This is a genomic window from Rothia sp. HMSC068E02 (genome assembly GCF_001813565.1).
Classification (GTDB): domain Bacteria; phylum Actinomycetota; class Actinomycetes; order Actinomycetales; family Micrococcaceae; genus Rothia.
In genome coordinates this window covers 400,177-425,016 of record NZ_KV812882.1, presented here as the reverse complement: position 1 = coordinate 425,016, position 24,840 = coordinate 400,177, and the positions used below count along the sequence as shown (strand labels likewise).

Here is a 24,840-nt window from a genome sequence, read left to right as displayed (position 1 = left end):
GGTTATGCGTCAACACCACCGGACTCGATCTTCGCACCGTTAGCGAAGTGCGGGCGGATCTTGTTATCGAACATGGACAGTGCAGCACCGATAGCCATGTGCATATCCAGGTACTTGTAGGTACCCAGGCGGCCACCGAACAGCACGTTGTTCTCGCCCTTAGCCAGGTCGCGGTACGCCAGCAGCTTCTCACGGTCCACGGAGGTGTTGACCGGGTAGTACGGCTCGTCGCCCTTGTTCGCGAAGCGAGAGTACTCGCGCATGATGACGGTTGCGTCCTTGGTGTAGTCACGCTCGGGGTGGAAGTGACGGAACTCGTGGATGCGGGTGAAGGGAACATCAGCATCGGGGTAGTTCATCACGGAGCAACCCTGGAAGTCCTCAATCGGCAGGACTTCTTCTTCCAGGTCGATGGTACGCCAGGACAGGTCGCCCTCAGCGTAGTCGAAGTAGCGGTCAACCGGGCCGGTGTAGACCACGGGAATCTGACCCAGGACGTTTTCGCGAGAGTACTGGTGACCGGGCTCGAAGAAGTCAGTGTTCAGGTGCACCTCAATGTTCGGGTGCGCCGCCATACGCTCCAGCCATGCTGCGTAGCCGTCAACGGGCAGACCCTCGTACTTGTCGTTGAAGTAGCGGTTGTCGTAGTTGTAGCGAACCGGCAGGCGGGAAATGATAGATGCGGGCAGCTCTTCCGGCGGGGTCTGCCACTGCTTAGCGGTGTAGTGCTTGATGAACGCCTCGTACAGGGGGCGACCAATCAGGGAGATACCCTTATCGTTCAGGTTCTGCGGGTCGGTACCAGCCAGCTCGCCAGCCTGCTCAGCGATGAGCGCCTTTGCCTCTGCGGGAGAGTAAGCTGCGTTGAAGAACTGGTTGATGGTACCCAGGTTAATCGGCATGGGGTAGACGATGCCGTTGTGGCGGGTGTACACGCGGTGTACGTAGTTGGTGAACTCGGTAAAACGGTTCACGTACTCCCAGACACGCTCGTTGGAGGTGTGGAACAGGTGCGCACCGTAGCGGTGCACCTCAATACCGGTCTGCTTCTCCTTCTCGCTGTATGCGTTACCACCGATGTGGGAACGGCGGTCCAGCAGGGCAACCTTCAGGCCCAGCTCAGTGGCAGCCTGTTCTGCGATGGTCAGACCAAAGAGGCCCGAACCGACTACTACGAGGTCAGCGGTCAATGTTTTCTCCTGTATTATCACGGCGCACCGCCGCTTCTGCGAGGGCGGTATTCACCTACCAGATTGGACACATCCGAGGGTTCTCAGTCGCGCCGCAATCCGCACGGGTGGGTACAAAAAGCCCCTCCCGTGATGGATATAGTCATAATCTAAGATACCTGTTTATCAAGCACTACGCATACTTATGACGTGCTTTTAGGGGCTTTTGGACTATTGTTCGCACACTCTTTCTCTGTGTGAATATTCTTCGCGAACCCCGAGGTCAAGCGGGTCTGAGACAGTTCTTTCTTCTGCGGATTTTTACGGTCTACTCATGGTGAAGGAATTTTATTTACGGGTAAATATTCACCCTGTCCTAGTTGCGGCGGTAATTAGCCACCACCTAGAGCTGTAGGCACAGAGGGTGGTTCGAGGGGGCGTTTCATGGCTCTCACACGCTACAAAGAAGTACCCCCATCAGCACTTTTGGGGATGCGCACCGGTGTATGCGAGAGGTGATTGAGGTGGTTTATCCACAATTTTTCGAAAAATAGAGCAAAAAATTCAAAAAATACGAACACTTTAGTTTATATACAGACAATTTATTGAGCCTTAATGCTTTTTAATGTTTTCTGAGGGTATGACTCTCTTCTTTCTCGACCACCACAACACCGCCCTCCCCTACCCCCGCGTACTCCGACTCGACGGCGAGGCGGCACCCACCGGAATACAGCTGCGCCCCGGTAGCGCACACCGGCAGGCTCTAGAGCAGGCGCTCAACCACGCCCTGCAACACCCTGCCGCCGGCGCGCACGCTCAGGCACAGGAGACTACGTTCCAGCTACGCCCCGCGCACGATAAGGATCCCGCCGGAGCCTCGATTGCGCCAAACAGCCGCATTCCGAACGAATCTCAAACTCCGGGCGCGCCCGCCGTCAGCCTCCTGCACATTCTGCGCGGCCCCGACGCGGGCGCAACCTTCCCCATCAGCCGCGGTCGCACCAGCCTCGGCAGGGGGGCACTACCTGCCCGTGGAGGAGAACAGCCGCACCACATTCACCTGCAAGACCCCTTCCTCAAGCCGGTGCACGGCAACTTCTACGCCGATAGCTCCGGCATCCGCTGGATTGAAAAACGCCCCGCCGCGAGCGAGGGCAGCGAGAACGCACAGGGCAGTATAAAAGCACAGGGCGGTAAGAAGGTGCAGGGCGCCGAGCCGCGCATCCTGCGCTGGGACGAGCCTTTCTGCCTCGGTTCCTCACTCTGCATGCTCACCTCCCCCAGCGCCGACGGCGAATGCACCGCCACGAAGGCGAGCACGCCTGCCATGACCTCTGGCGAGCCCGCGCAGATGCTCGCTCCTCTGGGCGACGCCGGTAACCCCTTTGAACCGGTGGTGGTGAACCCTCCCGCGCCGCGTAAGCTCAAGCAGATTCTGTTGAGCGTGTGTCTGCCGATTGTGGTGGGTCTGATTATTGCGCTGGTGACCGGCATGTGGTTCCTTCTGCTAATGTCTGCGGCGTCTTCGCTGCTGATGCTTCTGCATTTCTTTGGCGGTCGGGCTGAGAACCGTGCCGCATCGCAGCAAACTCATCAGGCGGCGTTGCAAGAAAAGGAACGTGCCCTCGCCCTGCCGACCGCGGGCGACCTGGCGATTTCGGGCCCCTCTGCCCTGCATGATGCCGCCTACCCGGCTATTGTGCTCGGGTGCGGTCCCCGCCATCCCTACCTGCGCGGCCGCAACCTCCCGCTGGGCGCTCTGGAGAAGCAGGATGCACCCCACTATCTACCGCTGCCCACCCCGGTTCTCGGTCACTACCTTAAGTTGGAGGAGGCACATCTGCGCGCCTACCTGGTGCAGCTGGTGGCGGGCTATCCGGGTGCGGTGCACGTTCTGCTGGCGGGTGCTGAAAGCGCTGATCAGCAGCGCACCAATAGTCTCTTGCAGACTCTGGCTGTGGTGCCGGGCGTGAGCGTGCATTGCCTGCCGGGCGTGCAGCATGAGAAGTATCTGCAGGCCCTGCAGAGTAGCTTGCAGTCGGAGCTTTCCGCATCTGTTCCGCCGCTGATTCTCATGCCCCTGCAGGCGAGCGCTATCTACGCTCCCCTGCTGACCGCGCTGAACTCTGGGGCGGTCGCGGAGTCTTCGCCGTCCCGCGCGTTCGCCTCCCCGCGTGAGCAGAAGATGAACGCCCCGGCGCTCTGCGTGCTGGGCAGTGCTGAGGGTGATAGTTCCGCCCATGCACCCGGTGCGCTTTTTGGTGCCGCCTGGGTTGAGTGTGCAAGTGAGGGTAGCCACCGTCAGAGCATCCGTTACCGTACACAGGGTTACGCGGCGCCGCCGGTGCAGCCCACCGAGGGTGTCTACCAGGTGCACCCGCTGGCATGTGAGGGTCTGTGCCAGCACGCCGACGGGCTCAGCGTTGAGGCATTCTGTGCCGCTCTTGAGAACCTGTACTGCGCCGGGTGCGAGCAGGAGCAGGGCGCGCTTAGTGAGGCTCAGGTGCACCAGTCGGCGCATCTATTCTCTTCCCTGCAGGCGCAGAGCGCGCGGCAGAAGAATCGCACCGATGACATGGCGGTGGAGTCCGTTCTGCAACGCTGGTCCGCTCAGCGTTACGCCTCCGATATTCGCTGCTACCTGGGTGTTTCTTCGGGTGGCTCGCTGAATATTGGTCTGTCTGAGCACGGCCCACACTGGCTGCTCGGTGGCACGACTGGTGCCGGCAAATCGCAGCTGTTGCGTTCGCTGGTGCTCAGCGCTGCGCTACGTTACCCGCCCGAGCGCCTCGGCCTGATTCTGGTGGACTTCAAGGGCTCGGCTGGTTTGGGTCCTCTGGCTCAGCTACCGCATGCGCTCAGCGTGTTGAGCAATTTTGATGTGTCCGCGGTGGAGCGTGCCCTCGAATTTTTGCGCGCAGATATTCACCGCCGCGAGGTGGATCTGCAGGCGCTCGGCGTGAACTCCTACCGCGACTACCTGGCGTCCTGCCAGGCGGCGGGTACCACTCCGCGCTATCCCGAGCTGCTGATCGTGGTGGACGAGTTCCGCATGCTCATCGATTCCATGCCGGACGCTATGGCTGAGCTGATGCGCATTGCCACGATTGGTCGCTCGCTGGGTCTGCACCTGGTGTTGGCGACTCAACGTCCGCAGGGTGCTATTTCGCAGGATATTCGCGCCAATATTGCCACGAGCATTTGCTTGCGTGTGGCGAGCGCGCAGGATTCCTATAACCTGCTGGAGCATGAGTCTGCGGCGTATATTTCGGCGGCGCATCCGGGGGCCGGGTATGCGCGTCTGCCGGATGGTCGTTCCCTGCCGTTCCGCGCCCCGCTGGTGGATGCGGTCCCGTCGAGTAGCGATGCCCGTCCGGTGCAGGTGCTGGGTCTTGAGGAGGGTGGCTGGCGTGAGCTGACTGCTACTTCTGTTGTTCAGAAGGCTGGCGGGAATGAGGATGAGCTGCTGATTCGTTCGGCGCAGCAGATTCGTGCGCTCTATGAACGCGAGTACGCGCCGAGGGGTCTTCGGAAGAATGCGGCAGTTGAGGATGAATACTGCCCGATTCCGCCGGAGCTTCCCGAGAACACCCCGCTGCCAGTGGTGCAGGCGCCGGTGAGCGAACTGGTAGCGTACGGCATTGATCCGGCGGCTACCTCTCAGGTTGTAGATTCTCAGGAACCCGCCAATTCTGGCACCGCTTCCGCAGGGTACCTACTGGGTGAGTTGGAGATTGCCCGCTACGGCGTGCGCCGCCCGATCAGCTGGTCGGGTCAGCAGGCGCTGGCACTGCTGGCTCAGAGCGCCGAACGTGCCCCGATGCTTTACGGTCTTTTAGCTCAGGCATTCGCCGCCCGCACGCCGGTTGTTCTGCTGACCTCTGACGGTGCACTCTACCGCGACCTGGAACCCTACGCCGGTGCCTTTGAGACGCTCGTGGGTGCGCAGGAGCTTTCGCATCTGCGTTTCTGCCTGGAGGAGCTGCGCGTCCCGAACCTGTGGGGCACCGAGGCTTCCGCCCGCCCGCTCATTGTCGTGGACGGTCTGGACAGTTGGCTGGAGGCGCTGGTCCGCCAACCCGATACGGAGAACCTGCTCTACGATCTACTCTCGCAGGGGTGCCGTCGCGGCTATTCGGTGGTGTTCACCTCCGCGTTGAACCCGCGCGGTCGTTTCGCCGCTGCGGCGCATTCCACGCTGTTGAGCCGCCGCTTCCTGGACGCCGACCTGATGCGTTCAACGAGCAAGGACTACCCGACCCCGGCGCAGAGCCACTACTGCGTGGAAGGTGCCATCAATGAGGAGCTCATCGGTGATCAGCCGCTGAGCGCGTCGATTCTTTCGCCCTGCGTTGCGGGTTTCCAGGAGCTGGTTCAGGTTCTGCGGGGTAACACCGCGAGCGCTTCTAACGGGTCGAGCACTCGCCCCGGCACTCTTCTGAGGCAGTTCCCCGAGTACTATCGCATGCCCTCGGCCGAGTACGTGACCGCCGCCCATGCCGCGTGCAATCCGCAGGGCTCTAAGCTTCTCGTCGCATTTGACCGCCGGCAGATGCCGGTATGGTTGAGCGCCCCGGCTGGCGCTGTAATTCCCGTGCAGGGTTCCCGGTCGGCGGGTAAAAGCACCCTGTTGGAAAGCATTGCTCAGCTCAACCCGCAGCTGGATACCCTCGTCTTTGAGGGGTCTGGCGGTGCTACAGGTGAGCCGCCGAGCGTGGAGCGTACCCGTGCGCTCCTGGACTCGGTGACAAACCCCGCGCGCACGCTCGTGCTCATTGATGATTTGCAGTACCTGCAGCCCGCCGTTCAGCAGCTACTTCTGGAGCGTCGCGGTGAGTTCCGCGCCATGCTGGTCGCCTACACGCCCTGGCCGAGGCGTGCCTCCTCACCCCTGCTGGCTGCGCTCATGGGATGCTCGCGTGCGCTTCTGCTCGCACCCGCATCCCTGGCGGATGCCGACATGTGCACGGTGACCGCGCTACCTCTGGATCGATTCACGCAGGGTGAGCAGCCCGCCGGCCGTCTTGTAGTGGTGGATGGCGCCTCCGTGTGCGCGGCGCAGGTTCCCCTGGCGCTGACCACGGCAGCACAGGCTGCAGCAGCCGTGCAGAAGGTGCCGGCCGGGGTCTAAAGTTGAGCGGTCTAGAGCTGAGCACTCTAGAGCCAAGCCGGCTAGGGTTTAGCGGCGCTAGGGGTTTACGCGCTAGGGGTTTAGCGGCGTCGGCGGCTGTACTTCTCCGCTTCTTCGCCCGATGCTTCGGTGACCGCCTCAATATAGCGGCGGCTACTGGGCATGAGCACAAAGACGAAGGCAGCCGCCGCACCAATAACACCCGCAATCGTGATGACCTGGCCAATGTTCAGGCCGTAAGCGCTCACGTTCATGACGAGGGTGCTTGCGGTGACCCACAGGGCGCAGAGGGTAATCAGGATCATGGGCAGGCGCGAACCGAAGCGGCCGCGGTAGAAACGCAGGCCAAAGTAGGTCATGCCCGCGGCAATGAGCACCTGGAGCACACCGCCCACAATCGCCTGAGCGGTAGACATTCCGCTGACGATAAAGGGGTAGAGGATGCCGCGAATCAGAATGTATGCTGCGAAGGTTTCGGTCAGGGCGAATGCATAGATGACGTTGAACGGGCGTGACGTCATGGTGGGCTCCTCATGGGTAGTGTCGGCGGCAGACCGGGGTGTACTCGGTCCGATGTGCTGGTCGATGCGTTGGTGCGTTAGCGGGTGGGCGCTCCCCCGTCTCGGGTTCACCGCCTCGTCGTCGGTGCGGCATTTCAGGGGTAGGTACCGCTTTATATTATGCCTGAGGTGCCACTCACCCAGCCGCCCGAGTCTCGCCCATGAGACGCGACGCAGAATCTGTGTGTCAGCATGCGATTCCTCATCCTCTCAATTAGACAAAGGTTAGCCTAAGTGATAGATGCCTCAGCGTAATACTGAAGTTTTTAGAGAAAAGTACTTGTCACATCCGCTCCAACATGCGAAAGTTGATAAGTCAATTTTCACCCTAACGCTGGGTGAGCGTCCCATCATCGGATGTATTTGACACGCACACAGGAAAATAGATGTGTCTTGCCACCGCGTGAGACCGTAAATCATGAAGGAGGTCCACCGTGGATTGGCGTAGTCGTGCAGCTTGTTTGGACAAGGATCCGGAGCTGTTCTTCCCCGTAGGAAACACCGGACCTGCCCTGTTGCAAATTGAAGAGGCCAAGACTGTCTGCCGCTCTTGCGAGGTTGTAGACGTCTGCCTGAAGTGGGCCATCGAGACCGGCCAGGACTCCGGCGTATGGGGTGGCACCAGTGAAGACGAGCGTCGTGCGATGAAGCGTCGCGCAGCTCGTGCCCGCCGTGCATCCTAACTTCCGGAGTATTCAATAGGGCATCAAAAGCGTGGTGCAGTGATATAAAGTCACTGCACCACGCTTTTGTCATATACAGAACCTATCTAGACAGCAAACTGCCACCACCCCGTACTCGGGGCGGCGGCAGTTCTATATGTCATACGAGAAGGGGCTTAGACGAGCACCGCGGTGATGACCACGCGGGTACCGGTCGGTTCGTTAGCCTCCCAGCGGATTGAGCCGTTCAGCTCGCTTGCCACCAGGGTACGCACAATCTGCATGCCCAGGCCTTCCTTACCGGTCACCGGGCGGTAGGCGTTCGGGCCGGACTCTTCAATCTTCTTATCGCCCATGCCCTTACCGTCATCAGTAATCACGACGGTGAGGATGTTCTCCCCCTCATCGTTGGTACCGCGAATACCCTCGAGGGTCACAGTGCCGGTCTCACCGTCCAGGCCGTGCTCCACAGCGTTCGCGACAACCTCGTTGATAACCAGCGCCAGAGGGGTAGCGAACTGGCTCGGCAAAGATCCAAAGGAACCAATCAGCTTGGTAGACACGTGCTGGCCGGGGGAAGCAAGCTCAGCGGCAAGGTGGAACTGACGCTCAATCAGCTCGTCAAAGTCGACGTTCTGAGTCAGACCCTGCGAAAGCGCCTCGTGCACGGTAGCGATTGTTGCCACGCGACGCATCGCCTGCTCCAGGCCCTGACGTGCCTCATCCGTGGTCATACGACGCGACTGCAGGCGCAGCAGAGCGGACACGGTCTGCAGGTTGTTCTTCACGCGGTGGTGAATTTCGCGGATGGTCGCGTCCTTGGTCATAAGCTCCAGCTCGCGGCGGCGCAACTCGGTCACGTCACGGCAAAGAATCACGGCGCCTTCACGCTCGATACGGGCGCGCCTCTGTGCCAGCAGCGGGATGGAGCGCATGGTCACGCGGGCACGAGCAATAACCAATTCGGTGCGCAGGTCACTACGGCCCGCCAGGACGAGCTGCAGGGTTTCATCCGCCTGTTCACCGGCAGGAAGCATCGCACGGGTGACGTCGGCAAGGTTTTGCTTTTCGAGGTAGCCGGTCATGCCCATGCGGTTGTACATGGAGTTCGCGTTCGGGGAAGCGACGACCACACGACCGGAGGGGTCAAGCACAATAATGCCGTCGATCACGCGGGGGTTGCCCTGAGTGTTATTTCCCTGGGCGAGGGGGTCGGGCCACAGGCCGGAGTGCACCATGGAGAGCATGGTATCAGCAGTATATTCGTAGACCTCGTCGCTGATGGAGGGGTAGCCACTGGGTGTGGCAATCTTGTGGCTGGTCAGCAACGCAATGGTGCGGTTGTTGCGCACGATGGGCACGAAGGTTACGTGTACGCGCGGGCGGGCACCAACGCCTTCACCGCTTCCTTCGTCGGTGTAGGTGCTGATGTTCTGGTCAATCCAGACGCGGTATGCTTCGTCGCGGATTCCGTCTTCCATGTCGTGATCGATGATGTCGTGGTGGAAGAGGGTTCGGACGTTAGAGGGGCGCACGTGCGCGAAGGCACGGAAAGTACTGGTTTCGCTGGGGCCGGAGACGGCATCCGGGGAACTGCCGTCGGCAACAACGTAGTCGGTGGGGAACCATAGAACCAGGTCACTCTGGGCGATGTCAGAGATGACCTGCCATTCGCCCATGATGAGGTGAACGCGTTCAGTGTCGCCGGGACCGAAGTCGCAGGCGCTCATAATTCCTTCTGCAAAAGACATATGTTTGTGTGCTTCCCTAAGTTCGGGTGTGTTCAACCATTTTACGGTTTGTTCGCCGCAAATCCCATTCAAACGACAATACGTGGAATAGTTTACAGAGCATTTCTTGGAGCGCGCTTTTTAATCGCAAATATGACGCCCTGAGATGAGATGAACCCCTCAACTTTGAGGTGAAATATTCGCGCTACTGCCCTGCATTATTGTCACCTTCCCCGATTCAAAACCCCGGCCCAAAACCCTACGTAAAACCCGGCGTAAAGACACAGAAAACCCGGCATATCGGCGCTCTGCAGTTCCTAGAAGAAACCGAGAAAAACACCGATACGCCGGGGTTTCGTTCGCCCGCCTCTGGCGGGCATTAGTTGTAGCTGACGGACCTGTACGCCGGGGCTGAAGTTAAGCGCCGGGGCGCACCGCGTACATGCCCTCAAGCATCGCCTCGAAGGACTGCACGACCGCGTGGCGGGGTGCCACCTCCAGCAGCGCTTCGCCGTTGCGGCGCAGACGGTCCATGACCTTACGCTCGTACGGAATCACGCCGGTGAGCGACACCGACAGGTAGCGTGCCCAGTTATCGCGCATCTTCGCCTCCGGGTTGAATCCGGCGGCTTCGCGGCGGCTGCGGTTGAGCCAGTACTGCACATCCGTTTGGGGTGCGAACAGGTCCGGGCGCGACTGCACCTCGCGGGCGAGGTTAATCAGACGCGGCAGCCCGATAACGTCCGCTTCACCGAGCGCAATCACGCGGTCGGCGCAGGCGAGCGCGGTGAGGGTCGCGGCGTTACGGCGCGGTGCCGAGCCGTCAAAGGTCAGCTCCTCGTCCACCTCGATGGGTGCGGCAACATCGCAGATGACCAGGTCGTAGCGGTGCTTAAGCCATTCGAGTACTTCGGCGAAGGCGCGGGCGCGCACCTCGGGCCAACGCGAGGAGGAGGTGATGCCGCTCAAGAAGTCGAAGGTGCCGTTCTTGAGGGGCACACGCTCCATGATGGCGCCGGCTTTTTTCTCGTCAAGCTGGGCGCGGTCGGCGTCCGAGCAGAGAATTGCCAGGCCGGAGCCGGTGTCCTCGAGCGCCATGAGCGCATCCAGGCTGGGCGCGTAGGTGTCTGCATCGATGAGGCAGACCTGCTGGCCCTGCTGTGCCGCGAGGGCTGCGAGGTTGAAGGCAATGGTGCTTCGACCGGGCGCGCCGTGGGTACCCCAGACGGTCACAATCTTGCCGAGGCGGTGGCCGGGCTGGTAGCGGGAGGGCGCGGCGGGGTCCTGGTTGATGTCGGGGTGTTGCGGCAGGGTACCGTCGTTGTTCTCGTTCTGCACATGCAGGGCGTAGTCGCTACCGGGTGCGAAAGAGTCGACGATGGCGGCGGCCTGGCTGAGCACGGATTCCTCGTTGCTGGGCACAACGGAGGAGGCTTCCGCCGGGTCATGCGCGCCGGGTGCGCCGGGTGCGTTTCCGGCGGGGGCTGCGGGGTCGATTCCGTAACTTCCGTAGTCGGCACCGTAGGGCGCGCCGGCGTTTACGGCAGTACCCGCGGCGGGGTCGTAGCCGTAGCCGCCCGCCCCATGGCCAGCAGCTCCGTTATCGTAACCGTAACCGTAACCGCTGTCGTAGCCGTAGCCTGCGTCGTAGCCGTAACCGGCGTCCTGACCGTAGACGCCCTCCGGTCGGTGGGCAACAGGCTGAACGGGCGGCTGAGCCGGAATCTGCGCGGGAATACCGTAACCTGCGGCGGGTCGGGCGAGCGCCGCATCCACTGCCTGCTCGAGGGAGCCCAGAATCTCGTCGAGGGCAGCTTCGGGGCGGATGCGGTGTGCCTGCGTGGGCAGGGGCAGGTTGTCCGGGGCAATAACCGCCAGGAGCACCTCGGAGGCGGCGAGCGCATCCACGGTGGAGGCGCTCATTTCGGCGGGCACGTGCGCGCAGAGCAACACGCGGGCGATGCCGGTGTGCGCCATGCCGACGGCTTCGCTGAAGTCCTGCACGGTGCGCGCCACGGAGACGCGGCCGCGTTGGGATTCGATGCGGTTCAGGAGCGAGCCGTCATCGCCGTAGAGGATGACGGGGATGTTCACTGACCCTCCCCATAGGTGCCGGGGATGAGGCTGATCTTGGAGTCGCTGTTGCTTTCCTTGACGAGGGCGGCGAGGGCTTCTTCCTTGACCCACAGCTGCACGGTTGCCTTGCCGTTGGCGCCAAGCACGCCTTCGTCGACCGTTACAGCAACGATTTCAGCGTTGGTGACGATGGCGCGGGCGCCGTTTTCAGTGCGGTTATCGCTCTTGGTGTCGGGGTTGCGCGGGCCGGAGGTCCACACGTCCACGCGCTCGCCCGCCTTCAGCGCGGAGGCTGCCGCACGGTCAATGCTGACGGTGGCGAGACGGCGGCCCGGGGAGGTTTCGGTGCCTACGGATTCCTTGCTGATGAGGTTACCGGCGGGGATGCGCTGGGTAGCGATTTTGCCGTTCATCTGTGCGGCTTCGGCGCGGGTGAAGTACTTGTCTTTGGCGGAGTCTATGTTCGCTTCGACTCGGGCGAGTTTGTCTTCGGTAATCTTCTCGCCGAGGCGGATTTCACTTTTGGCGGTGTAGTACTCGGTTTTGCTGTTATTGGCTTGCACGTAGAGCTGCACGCCGGTGATGGAGACGAGCACGAGAAGTACACCGAGGATGAATCGCCAATCCTTGACGGTGGGCCTTTTGAGGCGCTTGGCGTGGGGCTCGGTGAGGGTGGAACGCTTCGTCGCGTTCTGTCGTATGCGCATGATGTGGTTGTGCCTTTCGGTGCGGAAGCCGGCGGTGATTCCGGTGTTGTTCAACTGACCGATGAGCGAGTGGTGTGTTTTCGATAGTGCTTTGGTTGGTTCTGACACTAACCCTAACAGCATATTTCATTTAGTACTCTCTCTCAACAAGAGTCGTGTTTATGAAATATTTTTGAGTCTTGCCCCTTTTGAAGGGGTGATTAGATAACTTTTCAGCTCATATAAGGCTTTTTGTGAGCAAATTTCACGGTGATGGCATATACTGAAAGTACTCAATAGATGTTCTGTATGGACTCTATGTAAAAGGCCACTAACGGTGGCTAAGGGGCCCAGGATTTCACTCACGGAAAGGAACAATTCGATGACTGCACCTCGTTTCCTCACTCTGAGCGACGTTGCCGAGGAGCTGCAGGTTTCGCTTTCGCAGGTGCGCGCTCTGGTGCGTAGCGGCGAACTTCCCGCCATCCAGATTGGTGGGCGTAACCAGTGGCGTATTGAACGCTCTCGTTTTGAAGAGTACATTACCGAGCGCCACGAGCAGACTCTGGAGGCAATTGCTTCCGGCAAGCTCACTGCAAAGGCTAAGGCTGAGTAGTATTCGACATGCACCTCGCGGGCGTAACGCTCGAGTGGTTTCAGAAAGGTCCGCTCCTCTCGCATGAGAGGGGCGGACCTTTTTGTGTTTATTGTTGCTTTAATGCGGGTATTTACACTTGTCGAGGCATCTTTTGCGAGCGTACCCACGAATGGTAGCGCCCGCTATTTCCCCGTGTTTTTAGCGTGAAATACGGGCGATGACTGCGCTAATACGAGCCAGCGGAATGGTGCGCACGCCAGCGCCGCGAGGTGCACGAGAGTAGCCGGAGGCGCCCTGACCATAACCAGCTTGCCCATAACCGCCCTGGCTGTAACCACCCTGCCCGTAGGTTCCCTGCGCGCCGTAGGCTGCACGCGCGTACTGGTCGCGTTCGTAGATACGCGGGTACTGGCCGCCATTGAGCAGGCGCAGCTCAAGGAAGTCGGCACCGACTCGCTCGATCACGCCGTCATAGCTGACGGTGCCACCTTCGAGGGAGAGGCGAACGGGTTCACGTGCCATGGCGAGGGAGCGGAGGGCGAGCTGAATTTTCATGCGGTAGCGTTCGGGGCGAATATCGGCTCGCCCGGGAGCGATGCCACCTTCCCACCAGAGCATTCCGCGCAGGGGGATGATGATGTTTTCGCCGCGCGCTTCGATGCTGACCCATTCTTCGCCGACCATTTCGAGCTTACCTTCGTAGGTTTGCATGTCGGTGGCGCAGATGCGGATCGGGCCGCCAACCTGCGCGAGGAGGCGGTCGTCGAGGGTAATGGTGGAGTACTGGACGCGGGCGACTTGGCGGGCATCCTGTTCCATATCCCAGGCACGTTCGGAGGCGAGGCGCGCCTCAATGTCTCGTAGGAACTTTTCCATGCTCATACTATGACCCTACCCGAGTAGCGGGTGCGGATACGAACCGGGGCGTTTTTCTGGCCGAATGATGCTTCTTGAGCTTAATTTTTGAAGCAAATTCCACCAAATTATATGTTTTTTATGCATTTTGATACGTTTTGCTTCATTTTTGGCACGTCTTCCTGTATAAATGAAACAACACCAAAAGCTATCAAACATACCATTTGGAGGTCATCGTGGACCAATTTTCCACCCCGGGATCAGCCCCCGCAGCCTTCGCTTCACGCCCTGCCACCTTCGCCTCACACTCCGCAGTCTCACACTCCGTAGCCGCGCCTCGTACTGTCAGTGCAGAGGTAGCCGCTGGCGGCGGCTCTGCGTCCGGCACCGGCTCTGCAATCGGGCCCGGCGCTAAGGCAAGCTACCAGGACGCGTTGCTCTTCATCGCCCCTCCTCTGCTTTCCGCGGCGGTCTTGGGCGCGTTGAGCGTGAACCTGCACCGCATCCCCTCGGCACACCCGCTGACAGATGCTTCGCTGCTCTGCGCTGGTGCGGTAGCAGCCCTCATTACCGCCTGGTGGTTCATCAGTTTTATCTACGCTCTCTTCTACGCTTGGTCTTTGCGCGTTTCGAGCCACAACGCTGACCGCGCGGTGCTGAAGGTCCCGGCGATTTTCCGTCCGCGCTTTATGCGCCGCATCGTTCTGACGCTCGGTGGCACGGCTCTTGGAGTGGGTGCGGTTCTGGCTCCCGCACAGGCTACGGTGGTTACGCCCAGCAACGCCGGGCTGACCAGTACGGAAGGCATGCCGCAGACGACTATCTCTGCGGTCATGACCGCAGAGTCAACGAGTACTGTGGGGGCAGACACCAGCTCAGATACGGTTTTCTCCGCTACCGACCCGGCACAGTCCGCCGCTCTCCTGCCGCTCTCCGCCGAGGTTCCCGATATCCCCCTGGCTCCTCAACCCACGGAGGCGGCGGGCTCTCTGCAGGATCGCAGCCCGTTCTTCTCCCCTCCCCGCACTGAGGCGGGCACCTACTCCTACACGGTCCAGGCGGGCGATACGCTCTGGTCCATTGCCGCCGAGCAGCTGGGTGAAGGCACCGACGCCTCCACCATTTACAACTACACTCTCGATATTTACGAGGCGAATAAGGACGCTCTGGGTCAGAATGCCGAGCTGCTCTACGCGGGGCAGGTTCTGCAGATTCCCGAACAGCCCGTTCATTAGCCTTCTCTCACCCGATAGCTTTTCAGTCAGTCAATCTCATTCGCTCAACCCACCTCACATTCCCTGCCCTGAAAGGAGCCGTCATGAGCTTCGCCCACCTTCTCCCCCGCGCCCCGTGGACGCCGCCGCATTCCCCGACTGCGCAGTATTCTCAGCCTGCGCAGCCTGCCTCCCGTAACGATCAGCCTGCCCGCCCGTATTCAAAGCGTCAGGCGGCACGCACCTCCCAGCCGGTGGCTCAGTCTGCGATTGTCGAGCAGGTCGCTCCGCTACCGGAGCAGGGGCAGGGCACGATGGCACTGGTGCAGAGGAGGAACAGCTCATCGGTCTATTCGCTGTTGCCACTGCCGCGTTATGAGCAGCATTCGGCGCAGCGCCCGCCGGTGGCAAAGAAGGGCCGCCCGTTGCGTCCTGCGGATGCGTTGGCTCGCCAGCTGGAGGGTCGTTGCGCGGGTGTGGCAATTGCTTACCTGGAGATCATGTCGGCTCGTCGTTCGCGTCAGCAGCTGGCGCAGTGGGTGTCAGCGGATTGTTTCCACCGTCTTCTGCCGCACTTCCCGAAGAACCCGCGCCAGGTGCGCAAGGAGATGCTGTTGACTCTTCCGCCGGTTCTGTTGCGGGTGCGAGCGCAGAAGGTGCACGAGGAGCTCTACGAGGTGGTGGCGCTACTGCGTTGTGCGGATAAGGTGCGCGTGGTGACCATGCAGATGCGCCTGATTCACGGCATGTGGCTGATTACCGCAATTGAGCAGCCGCAGAGCCGCTTGGACGAAGACTAAGGCTTCCCCGGCTTCCCCTACAAAACACACAGACAAACAGAGAGGGTGCGAATCCAGTGTTGGATTCGCACCCTCTCTGCTAGGTCTATAGCATTTCAGCTTTTACGCTGAGGCTACTTGTCCTTCGAGCGTTCCACGTGAACCTGCTCGTGGCCGTCCTCATCCGGGGCGGAGTACTGCAGGAACTTCGGGCGCGAAGGCTCAGCCAGGCGCACGGCAGAAGCCTGAGTGCGCTGCTTGGACAGGTCAAGGTTGAACAGGTAGGTCACGGTCTCTTCACGGATCGCGCCGAGCATCGACTGGTACATGTCGTAGCCTTCACGCTGGTACTCGACCAGCGGGTCACGCTGAGCCATCGCACGCAGACCGATACCTTCCTTGAGGTATTCCATCTCGTACAGGTGCTCGGGCCAGCGCTCGCCGATGACGGACAGCATGACACGGCGTTCGATTTCGCGCATGCTCTCTTCGCCGACGCTCTTTTCACGCTCATCGTAGATGAGGTGTGCGTCCGCCAGGACTTCCTTCACGATCTGGTCGCGAGTAATCTTGGTGCGGTCTCCAGCGTCTTCAGCGAGGTCGTCCACGGTGATGGAGATGGGGTACACCTGCTTGAGGGCGCTCCAGAGCTCGTCGAAGTCCCAGTCCTCGGCGTGGCCTTCAGCGACGCGCGCGTCGATGATGGTGGTCAGCACCTCGTCCACGAAGCCAGAAATCTGTTCCTTCAGGTCGTCACCGTGCAGGATGCGGCCGCGGTCCTTGTAGATCGCTTCGCGCTGGCGGTTGAGCACGTCGTCATACTTGAGCACGTTCTTACGCTGTTCAGCGTTACGGCCTTCAACGTTTGACTGGGCGGTAGCGATAGCGCGGCTGACGATCTTGGAGTCCAGTGCGGAGTCCTCGGGAGCTGCCGCCATGAGGCGGGTTGCCATGCCGGTGTTGAACAGGCGCATCAGTTCGTCGGTCAGCGACAGGTAGAAGCGGGACTCACCCGGGTCGCCCTGACGGCCGGAACGACCGCGCAGCTGGTTGTCGATACGGCGGGACTCGTGACGCTCAGTGCCGAGCACGTACAGGCCACCGAGCTTGGTGACTTCCTCGTGCTCTTCTTTAGCGGCGTCTTCGCAGGCCTTCAGGACCTCGGGCCAGCGAGCCTCGTACTCTTCGGAGTTGGTGTTCGGGTCCAGGCCGAGCTCACGCATCTTTTCGACGGCCTCAAATTCGGGGTTACCGCCGAGCATAATGTCGGTACCGCGACCAGCCATGTTGGTTGCCACGGTGACGGCGCCCTTACGGCCCGCCTGCGCAACAATAGCAGCCTCACGCTCGTTGTTCTTTGCGTTCAGCACCTCGTGGCGCACGCCTGCCTTCGCCAGCTGGCGGGAAAGGTATTCGGAGTTCTCCACGCTTGCGGTACCCACCAGGATCGGCTGGCCCTTTTCGTGGCGTTCCTTAATGTCCTTGACGACCGCCTTGAACTTGGCGATTTCGTCGCGGTACACCTTATCGGGGTTGTCGATGCGCTGCACACCCTTGTTGGTGGGGATGGGCACCACGCCGAGCTCATAGGTGTTCATGAACTCTGCCGCTTCGGTTTCCGCGGTACCGGTCATACCGGACAGCTTGTCGTACATGCGGAAGTAGTTCTGCAGAGTCACGGTCGCCATGGTCTGGTTCTCAGGCTTGATTTCGACGCCTTCCTTCGCCTCAATCGCCTGGTGGATGCCGTCGTTGTAGCGGCGGCCCGGCAGAATACGACCGGTGTGCTCGTCAACAATCAGGACTTCGCCGTCAATGACCACGTAGTCCTTGTTGTTGGTGAACAGCTCCTTCGCCTTAATAGAGTTGTTCAGGAAGCCAATGAGCGGGGTGTTCTTGGATTCGTAGAGGTTCTTCACACCCAGGTGGTCTTCCACCTTGTCAATGCCGGATTCGAGGATACCGACGGTGCGCTTCTTCTCGTCTACTTCGTAGTCTTCACCGCGCTTGAGCAGGGTCGCGGCAATGCGCGCGAACTCTGCGTACCAGCGGTTCGCCTCACCGGCTGCGGGGCCGGAAATAATCAGAGGGGTACGCGCCTCATCGATCAGGATGGAGTCCACCTCATCGATAATGGCGAAGTTGTGGCCGCGCTGAACCTGCTCCTCCACGGTCCACGCCATGTTGTCACGCAGGTAGTCGAAGCCGAACTCGTTGTTCGTACCGTAAGTGATGTCTGCGGCGTACTGCTTACGACGCTCGTCAGGCTCCATGGATGACAGAATCACGCCGCACTCCATGCCGAGGAAGCGGAACACGCGACCCATGAGGTTCGCCTGGTACTCAGCCAGGTAGTCGTTCACGGTCACAATGTGCACGCCCTTGCCGCTCAGCGCGTTCAGGTACGCGGGCAGGGTCGCAACGAGGGTCTTACCCTCACCGGTCTTCATTTCGGCAATGTTGCCCAGGTGCAGCGCTGCACCACCCATGAGCTGCACGTCGTAGTGGCGCTTGCCCAGGGTACGCTTGGATGCTTCACGGACCACCGCAAAGGCCTCCGGCAGCATAATGTCGAGGGATTCGCCGTCCTTGACGCGCTCGCGGAACTTGTCGGTCTCTGCTCGCAGTTCCTCATCGGTCATCGATGAGAAGCTGTCCTCGAGCGAGTTCACCGCCTTTGTGTACGCTTCGAGCTGTCGCAGAACCCTCTTATCGCCGGTTCGGAGGATTTTCTCCAAGAAAGATGCCACTGAGCTTCTACTCCTTGCTTGTTTCGGTACCCTCACCAAGGGCGCGCGAAAGTGCGCGCGGTGAGGCCTTCCTACATATTGTATGGCAGAGCCGCCTAATTCGCCCGTCCGAGCTCTTTTTTACGCTGTGCGCCCACGAGGTGACATTTGGTGACACTCGAATCTTTCACCCTCCGGTTGAGGCAGAGCCGACCCGTCCGCCTAAAGGAACGGCTGTGTGGAGGGCAAAGAAAAACCCGGGGGCCTGGAGAAACACGGTGTGTGTTCCCAGACCGCCCGGGTCTTGAGCCTGCTCGCTGAGTACGACCCCTAAAGAGCCTTACGCCTCAGCAGCCAGCAGGTACGTTAGTTTTACTCGTTGTCCAGAGTAATGATGCCGTAGCTCCAGCCCTTACGGCGGTATGCCGCAGCCGGTGCGCCGGTCTCGCTGTCAATGTACAGGTAGAAGTCGTGGCCGACCAGTTCCATACGGTCAACAGCTTCTGCGGGAGTCAGACGCTCGCCCTTGAAGCTCTTGTGGCGAATCTCGATGGGAGATGCGGCCTCGTCGGCGAGGGTGACCTCGCTGTTGTCGAATGCTGCTTCTTCAACCGGAACATCCGGCAGCAGAATCTCGGTAATTGCTTCGGTAACCACGGGAATCGATCCGGTAGCGTCCGCCACGGAGACGGGGTGCTTGCCACCGCGCTTGTGCAGCTTGCGGCGGTCACGTGCACGGCGCAGACGCTCCAGGAGCTTGCCGTAGGTTTCATCGAAGACCGCGAACTTGTCGTGACCCTGGGCTTCGGAACGGAGGACAGGACCAGTACCAACAACGGTAATCTCAACGCGGATGGACTCGCCACCCAGGTGACCGTCCTTGCTGAACTTGACGTCGATGTCCTTCACGTTATCGCCGAGCTGAGCGAACTTCTGAACCTTCTCGCTCACGTACTCTTCCAGGCGTTCGGTGACCTTGATATTGCGGCCGTAGATGTTGACTTCCACGATCATTCCCTCCAGGTTGGGGGCTTATACCGCGTCCGGCTGGACCCGGTACGGGGGTTCGACTCCAATGCCGTTCCCTTGTCTATATTCTAGTACGAAACATGTTTCATATCACTAGATATGACAAATATTTAGCCTAAATAATAGCTATTCGTCCGTCTGCGAACTTTATTCGCCAAAAATCGTGTATCTCTTGCAACTAACTACAAGAAACGCTATGTCTGAGCCTTTTTCGGTACCGCCGCCACAGCACACACGCCCAGCACCCGCGAACCGGATTCCTGTAGCACACGCACCATCTCAGAGGCGGTCGCACCGGTGGTCACCACATCATCACAAATAACGCTCACCCGACCCGTGCACAGGGCAGGCTCCATGACGCGCAAGGCACCGTGCATCCGCTCGGCACGCCCCACAGCGCCCAGGCTCTTCTGCTCATTCTTTGTCTCAGAGGCGCTAAGGAGAAAAGCACCCACACGAGAAGATAGGGAGGCGCCGCTCCCCCGCCGACCGCGAGGAACGTACCCGATAACGTCCACAGCGCGCACCCGCACCGAGGCAGGCAGACGCTTATTAAGCTGACGCGCCGCCTCCTGCACCAAAAGATTCGCCGGCGCATAGCCGCGGCGGCGCACGCTCTGGGCAGAGGACGGCGCCGGAATCAGCAGAACCTCAACCGGTGCGGCGGAGGTGCCCACAGAAGAGATAGAAGACCCCGGTACGCTCTGAAGCTCAACCCGATGCGCCCGAAGAAGCTCGTACACGCTACGCGCCAAACCCTCTCCCAACAGGGGCAGCAGGTCGGTACGGCCCGCATTCTTCAACGCCAACAGGGCACGCGGCATGATCCCCTCATAACGGGATGCCGCACGCACCTCGGGAGCAGCCGCGCCATCAAGAGGTTGCAGAGCATATACTCGCTCCACCTTAGCCAACGCCGAACGCAACTGCGGCAAGCAAGCCTCACACAGTGGCGAGCCTGCCCCATAGGCGACCGGCACCGCACAGCACGGGCAAGTACGCGGCATCAGCACCTCCCCCAAAGACCCGCCGGCACTCTTGAGAGCGCCCGCAAGCCCGGTCAGAGACTTGCTCCAGGACCCATTCACGGAATCGTTCAAACCACGCTGTACTGAACTCACCGAAAGCACCCTTTCCTCGCTCGCGCCTACCCGAGGCTAACCGGCGTAACTAATCTCGTGCAGGGTCGTGTCCAGGCGAATCCAGCCGCGCTCCTCCATCAGGTAGCACGAACCGTCAGAACGGTGAGCAATAATATTCGACGTATTATCCGCCGTCGAAATGGTCATCACACCATCCAAACGGTCCAGCTTCGTCTCTTCACCGCTGAGGGAAATCACCTCAGACTCACCATTCTTCACGTTCACCACCACGACGCTCTGGTCGCCAGCCCAACGGGCATTACGCGGAGTCACAGAAGAGCTCAGACGCACCATCTCCGTCAGACGCAGAGGCTTACCGGCATCATCACGCACAATACCGGAAATAATCACAGCCGACGCACCCTCAGTAGAGGCCACAATCGCCATGCGGGCACCATCGTGTGAAACGTTCACGCTCGTAAAGCTCAAATTACGCTGCCAGGACAGACCAATATCAACACCGCGCTCACGCTCGGTTGCATCCTCAGAATCCGGTTTGAAGGCACGAACAATACCCTCACCATCGGCTGCCCACACCCAGCCATACGCATCAAAACTGGGAGCAGTCAGAGCGGTACTCTGCCACACGCGGCGGGCAGTGCCCTGATACACCGTGTACAGGCTCGCGGCATCGTTCGCCAAGCAGGCGTAAACATCCGCCGAATAGCCCATCGCCGGGGAACTCAACTGGGTCACGCCACGCAGAAGCAATTGCTCACCCGCATTGCTCATATAGTCATCGCGCGCCACCATCTGGCCGTTCGAATTAATAGCAACCGTGCGGGCAGGAACACCCGGGTTCAGCTTCACCGCAGAAAAGCCGCTCGGCGCGTTCTCAGGAATCAGAGTGCCGTTATAGAAAACCTCAGTCTTGCCCAGACCCGAGAAGTTCTCCAAGCCGTGCATAATCTGCTCACGCACACGCGCCAAACGGTTATCGTCCAGGTGCTCACCCGAGAGGCGAACCAGCACATCCTGGTTATCGCTCATGTTAGCGGTCTCAAGGCTCATCGACTCATTCAACGCCGAGAACGCAACATCCTTCAAGTAGGATGCAGGACCAATCATGAGGGTACGCACCAGCAGCTCAAAGTAACGGTCCGTATGCGGGAACCAACGAATATCCGGCACAGCATAACGGAACGCACGATCGTAGAAGTACAGGCGGCACGGGCTAAACACGCGCTCAAACTCGGCACCATCCAGCCACAGACCATCCGGGCAGGAGCTAATACGCCACTGGTTATCTTCCATAACCATGGTGAAATCCTGAGTCTCAGTCTGAGCCTCCGGGAAGGTGCTCGTAATACCCTGACTATTCACAGTCGCCGTCTGCTGGAAACGCACATGGTACATCCCCTCGGCAGTTCCGCTATCGTCGCTACGAGGCTGCACCGTATTACGGTACACACGAGTCGTACCCATAGGATTCCAACGGCCTGCAAAAGAAGAACTCAAATACTGGCGCGCCACCGCATAATTCTCAATGCTATCCACACCAGCACGCACGAAGCCCTCAATAATCGCCTCGGGAGTAGCACCCGCCAGCGGACCCGGCGCACGCGCCGGAGAAGTATTAACACTCTTCACTTCCAGACCGCTACTGTGCTGAGTCACTCGATTGTTTGAGGGAAGACCCGCGCAAGAGCTCACGAGCGTCGCCAAAGACACCGCACCCCAAGACAGCACGGCGCGTCGAGAAACAATAGCCCTGTGAGACATGGAGGTCTTAACCTTCCTCTACGAACAAAGACAAACCATCACCTGCTAACGCTGCAGGCCATCGCAGCGCGGTGAAAAGATAACCACAGTGAAATAGCAACACCGTGAAAATATACCTGCATTGATTGTACTGGGTAAACAGTGCAAATACGCAAGGATAAGCGTAAATACAGCCGAGCAACACCAACACATCGATATACGGCAGAAGCGTAAGCCTCTCCCCGCCCGAACCCCTTAGAGCTCGTCCTCAATGTTCACACGAGGAGCAATATTGGGCAGCGTATCCTTCGCAGTCGCCGAACGATGCGAGATTGCCTCAGGCTCACCCGTCACAAGAACCGGCGACTCACCCAAAGGCGCACCATGAATCAGCGGCAGGTTCATCGTGAAGCAGGCACCGCGGCCCTTCTCGCCCCACGCCTCAATCGTGCCACCGTGCAGACGCACATCCTCAGCAGCAATCGATAGGCCCAGACCCGTACCGCCCAGAGTGCGCTTACGAGAAGTATCAGCACGCCAGAAACGGTTGAACACCTGAACGGCTTCGTCCTCAGACAGACCGATACCGTGGTCACGCACCGCAACACCCAGGTTCGTGGCGTTCGCACCCACGTACACGTCAATCGGTCGGGATTCGCCGTGCTCAATCGCGTTGTACAGCAGGTTACGGAGCACACGCTCAATACGTATACGGTCCATATCCACCATGATGCTCTCATGGCTCGTATGCACGTTCAGCTTCGTATGCGTACGTTCCAGATGAGGCAGAGCCTCCTGCAAAATATTCGAGAGAACACGGATGAAGTCTTCCGTGTCAATGGTCAGCATTGCGCTACCAGCATCGAAGCGCGAAATCTCGAGCAGATCAGAAAGCATTGACTGGAAACGGTCCACCTGCTCATGCAGAAGCTCCACGCTACGGACCTGCATCGGGTTCATATTCTCACGCGAATCGTACAGCAGCTCAGTACCCAAACGCACCGTCGACAGCGGAGTGCGCAACTCATGAGAAACGTCAGATACGAAGCGCTGCTGCAAAGTCGACAGGCGCTCCAGCTGAACAATTTTCTCCTGCAGCGAGTCAGCCATCAGGTTGAAGGAATAGCCCAGACGCGCCGCCTGATGCTCACCGTGTACAGACACACGCTGATCCAGGTCGCCAGCAGCCAGCTTCTCCGCCGTAATAGCGGTCTGCGTAATCGGGCGGACCACAAAACGAGTCACAATCCACACCACAGAAAGCACCACAGTAAGCAGTGCACAGAAACCACCAAAAAGAACAAAGTTAATATGCGCAATCGTGGCGGAAGAATCCGTCATATCGTACACAAGGAACAAACCGTAATTAGGGTTCTGAGAAATAGAAATATGTGTACCAACGATAAGCACCGGATAGGTGCGCTCACGATTATTTTCGACAGTAGTCACCGTAGACGTCTGCCAGAAAATACCGTCCTTATCACGAACAGTTTTTTTAAAATCATTCGGAATACTCGAAGAATTCAAAGAATTATTACTGCTCTGCTCAGGAATAAAACCCTGCTTACCTTGACCTTCCAAAGGCACAAGAATCCAATTGCGCTTACCCGAGCTACCCGCGTCCAAGACGGTCAGGGTACGGCTCACATTACGACGAATTTCGCTGTCACTACGGGCTTCAGAGGAGTCCAGCACGCTCTGAACGTTGCGGAAACCACTCTCTGATTCCGCCAACGCCTGGCTCTTCTGATTCTCAAAAAGACTCGATGCAATCTGGCTCGACAAGGACCAACCCACCATCAAGAAGCTCAGGAACATCATGATGCCCGCGGTTCCCAGAGCACGGAACTGCAGAGATTCCTTCCACAGACGCTGAGCGCGCTGCATCAGGTTCCTACGCTGCTTCTGTGCCTTACGCGGCTTGGAAGTGCGGGTACGCGAAGAGGCGGAGGCTACCGCCTCCGCCGTCAAAGCGCCGTGCTCATGGCTCGACTTCGCAACAGACAATCAGGTTATCCCTTCGCCTATGAATAGGTTCCGATTAGCTACCGGAAGATCCCACCAGCTCGGTCGGAATCTTATAGCCAACGCCACGGACCGTCTGGATAAAACGATCCGCACCCAGCTCATCAAACTTAGCGCGCAAACGCTGGACGTGCACGTTTACCAGCGAATCGCTCACATCAGTGTAACCCCAGACCATGTCCAGCAGTTCCTGACGACTCAACGCCTGACCCGGGTGACGAACCAGCGCGGCCAACAGGTCAAACTCCAGAGGAGTCATTGGAACCTCAGTGCTGTGGTACTTGACGGTACGACCGTCCATATCCATGACAATATCGCCAATGGACACCACCAGCTGACGGCTCTCACGCGGACGCAAACGGGTACGAATACGCGCCAACAATTCAGCGTGCTTAAAAGGCTTAGCAATGTAATCATCAGCGCCAGCTTCAAGACCCTTAACAACATCTTCAGTGTCGCTTTTAGCGGTCAACATAATAATCGGCACATTAGAAGAACGGCGAATTTGCTGGCACACTTCAATACCGTTCATGCCAGGAAGCATCAAATCCAAAAGCACCAAATCGGGAGTGGAGCGCATAAAAGTTTCAAAAGCGCGGCTGCCATTTTCGCAGAAAACAGCGTTAAAGCCCTCTTGCGCGAGCACGAGGCCAATCATTTCCGCCAGAGCATCATCGTCATCAACCACCAAAATGGTGTGTGCGTCGCTTGCGCTCACAGTACCTCCCTAAAGAATTGTCGTAAATACTTACAT

The 24,840-nt window shown here is 59.4% G+C and carries 17 protein-coding genes; 5 read left to right on the top strand and 12 right to left on the bottom strand.

Annotated elements, in window-relative coordinates; genetic code table 11:
- Window positions 1-2: 2 nt before the first annotated feature.
- A complete protein-coding gene (gene glf / locus HMPREF2919_RS03430) occupies window positions 3-1,190 on the bottom strand; it encodes a UDP-galactopyranose mutase (RefSeq protein ID WP_005508581.1) in 1,188 nt (395 codons plus the stop codon).
- A gap of 619 nt (window positions 1,191-1,809) precedes the next feature.
- Here glf and HMPREF2919_RS03425 point away from each other — a divergent pair.
- Window positions 1,810-6,300 (top strand): FtsK/SpoIIIE domain-containing protein, encoded by a 4,491-nt coding sequence (locus tag HMPREF2919_RS03425; RefSeq protein ID WP_246824043.1) that lies wholly within the window; start codon window positions 1,810-1,812, stop codon window positions 6,298-6,300.
- Between the two features lie 80 nt (window positions 6,301-6,380).
- Here HMPREF2919_RS03425 and HMPREF2919_RS03420 read toward each other — a convergent pair whose 3' ends face one another.
- The gene (locus HMPREF2919_RS03420) at window positions 6,381-6,821 is read right to left on the bottom strand and encodes an alpha-N-acetylglucosamine transferase (RefSeq protein ID WP_070666235.1); all 441 of its coding nucleotides are present in this window, start codon (window positions 6,819-6,821) and stop codon (window positions 6,381-6,383) included.
- A gap of 473 nt (window positions 6,822-7,294) precedes the next feature.
- Here HMPREF2919_RS03420 and HMPREF2919_RS03415 point away from each other — a divergent pair, with 473 nt between their 5' ends.
- Window positions 7,295-7,543 carry a WhiB family transcriptional regulator gene (locus tag HMPREF2919_RS03415; RefSeq protein WP_005505386.1) on the top strand — a complete coding sequence of 83 codons (249 nt, stop codon included), beginning with the start codon at window positions 7,295-7,297 and terminating at the stop codon, window positions 7,541-7,543.
- A gap of 155 nt (window positions 7,544-7,698) precedes the next feature.
- On the opposite strand, the gene HMPREF2919_RS03410 is transcribed toward HMPREF2919_RS03415, so the two are convergent.
- The 3 genes from HMPREF2919_RS03410 to HMPREF2919_RS03400 form a co-directional block, all read right to left on the bottom strand.
- Entirely contained in the window at window positions 7,699-9,273 is a 1,575-nt protein-coding gene (locus HMPREF2919_RS03410; RefSeq protein ID WP_070634486.1) for a sensor histidine kinase, read from the bottom strand.
- Between the two features lie 396 nt (window positions 9,274-9,669).
- Entirely contained in the window at window positions 9,670-11,346 is a 1,677-nt protein-coding gene (locus HMPREF2919_RS03405; protein WP_070666233.1) for a CpaE/TadZ family protein, read from the bottom strand.
- Entirely contained in the window at window positions 11,343-12,035 is a 693-nt protein-coding gene (locus tag HMPREF2919_RS03400; protein ID WP_070666774.1) for an SAF domain-containing protein, read from the bottom strand. Before HMPREF2919_RS03400 ends, HMPREF2919_RS03405 begins: the two co-directional genes overlap by 4 nt.
- A gap of 361 nt (window positions 12,036-12,396) precedes the next feature.
- On the opposite strand from HMPREF2919_RS03400, the gene HMPREF2919_RS03395 reads away from it, so the two are divergent.
- On the top strand, window positions 12,397-12,630 hold the full coding sequence (locus HMPREF2919_RS03395) for a helix-turn-helix domain-containing protein (protein WP_044150292.1): 234 nt from the start codon (window positions 12,397-12,399) through the stop codon (window positions 12,628-12,630).
- Between the two features lie 180 nt (window positions 12,631-12,810).
- Here HMPREF2919_RS03395 and HMPREF2919_RS03390 read toward each other — a convergent pair whose 3' ends face one another.
- Window positions 12,811-13,494 carry a histidine kinase gene (locus HMPREF2919_RS03390; RefSeq protein ID WP_070604468.1) on the bottom strand — a complete coding sequence of 228 codons (684 nt, stop codon included), beginning with the start codon at window positions 13,492-13,494 and terminating at the stop codon, window positions 12,811-12,813.
- A gap of 209 nt (window positions 13,495-13,703) precedes the next feature.
- Between HMPREF2919_RS03390 and HMPREF2919_RS03385 the strand changes: the two genes are divergently transcribed.
- Window positions 13,704-14,702, top strand: a complete 999-nt coding sequence (locus HMPREF2919_RS03385) for a LysM peptidoglycan-binding domain-containing protein (protein ID WP_080973346.1) — start codon at window positions 13,704-13,706, stop codon at window positions 14,700-14,702.
- A gap of 83 nt (window positions 14,703-14,785) precedes the next feature.
- Window positions 14,786-15,481 carry an Rv3235 family protein gene (locus HMPREF2919_RS03380; protein ID WP_070666231.1) on the top strand — a complete coding sequence of 232 codons (696 nt, stop codon included), beginning with the start codon at window positions 14,786-14,788 and terminating at the stop codon, window positions 15,479-15,481.
- 113 nt (window positions 15,482-15,594) lie between these two features.
- Here HMPREF2919_RS03380 and secA read toward each other — a convergent pair whose 3' ends face one another.
- The 6 genes from secA to mtrA form a co-directional block, all read right to left on the bottom strand.
- Complete coding sequence (gene secA / locus HMPREF2919_RS03375; protein WP_049358415.1) at window positions 15,595-18,210, bottom strand: preprotein translocase subunit SecA; 2,616 nt, start codon at window positions 18,208-18,210, stop codon at window positions 15,595-15,597.
- A gap of 351 nt (window positions 18,211-18,561) precedes the next feature.
- Window positions 18,562-19,203 (bottom strand): ribosome hibernation-promoting factor, HPF/YfiA family, encoded by a 642-nt coding sequence (gene hpf / locus HMPREF2919_RS03370; protein ID WP_239665130.1) that lies wholly within the window; start codon window positions 19,201-19,203, stop codon window positions 18,562-18,564.
- A gap of 209 nt (window positions 19,204-19,412) precedes the next feature.
- Window positions 19,413-20,339 carry a ComF family protein gene (locus HMPREF2919_RS03365; protein ID WP_231840296.1) on the bottom strand — a complete coding sequence of 309 codons (927 nt, stop codon included), beginning with the start codon at window positions 20,337-20,339 and terminating at the stop codon, window positions 19,413-19,415.
- 36 nt (window positions 20,340-20,375) lie between these two features.
- The gene (locus tag HMPREF2919_RS03360; protein ID WP_049356525.1) at window positions 20,376-22,082 is read right to left on the bottom strand and encodes an LpqB family beta-propeller domain-containing protein; all 1,707 of its coding nucleotides are present in this window, start codon (window positions 22,080-22,082) and stop codon (window positions 20,376-20,378) included.
- Between the two features lie 234 nt (window positions 22,083-22,316).
- Window positions 22,317-24,068: an MtrAB system histidine kinase MtrB gene (gene mtrB, locus HMPREF2919_RS03355; RefSeq protein ID WP_049342201.1), complete on the bottom strand. Its 1,752-nt coding sequence runs from the start codon at window positions 24,066-24,068 to the stop codon at window positions 22,317-22,319.
- A 34-nt stretch (window positions 24,069-24,102) separates the two neighbouring features.
- On the bottom strand, window positions 24,103-24,804 hold the full coding sequence (gene mtrA / locus HMPREF2919_RS03350; RefSeq protein WP_005505360.1) for an MtrAB system response regulator MtrA: 702 nt from the start codon (window positions 24,802-24,804) through the stop codon (window positions 24,103-24,105).
- Window positions 24,805-24,840: the final 36 nt, after the last annotated feature.

What these genes read in the sequence shown, in the direction of transcription:
- HMPREF2919_RS03425 (WP_246824043.1), top strand. Translation starts at nt 1,810, where the DNA reads ATGACTCTCTTCTTTCTCGACCACCACAACACCGCCCTCCCCTACCCC.
- HMPREF2919_RS03420 (WP_070666235.1), bottom strand. Translation starts at nt 6,821, where the DNA reads ATGACGTCACGCCCGTTCAACGTCATCTATGCATTCGCCCTGACCGAA.
- HMPREF2919_RS03410 (WP_070634486.1), bottom strand. Translation starts at nt 9,273, where the DNA reads ATGTCTTTTGCAGAAGGAATTATGAGCGCCTGCGACTTCGGTCCCGGC.
- HMPREF2919_RS03400 (WP_070666774.1), bottom strand. Translation starts at nt 12,035, where the DNA reads ATGCGCATACGACAGAACGCGACGAAGCGTTCCACCCTCACCGAGCCC.
- HMPREF2919_RS03395 (WP_044150292.1), top strand. Translation starts at nt 12,397, where the DNA reads ATGACTGCACCTCGTTTCCTCACTCTGAGCGACGTTGCCGAGGAGCTG.
- HMPREF2919_RS03390 (WP_070604468.1), bottom strand. Translation starts at nt 13,494, where the DNA reads ATGAGCATGGAAAAGTTCCTACGAGACATTGAGGCGCGCCTCGCCTCC.
- HMPREF2919_RS03380 (WP_070666231.1), top strand. Translation starts at nt 14,786, where the DNA reads ATGAGCTTCGCCCACCTTCTCCCCCGCGCCCCGTGGACGCCGCCGCAT.
- hpf (WP_239665130.1), bottom strand. Translation starts at nt 19,203, where the DNA reads ATGATCGTGGAAGTCAACATCTACGGCCGCAATATCAAGGTCACCGAA.
- HMPREF2919_RS03360 (WP_049356525.1), bottom strand. Translation starts at nt 22,082, where the DNA reads ATGTCTCACAGGGCTATTGTTTCTCGACGCGCCGTGCTGTCTTGGGGT.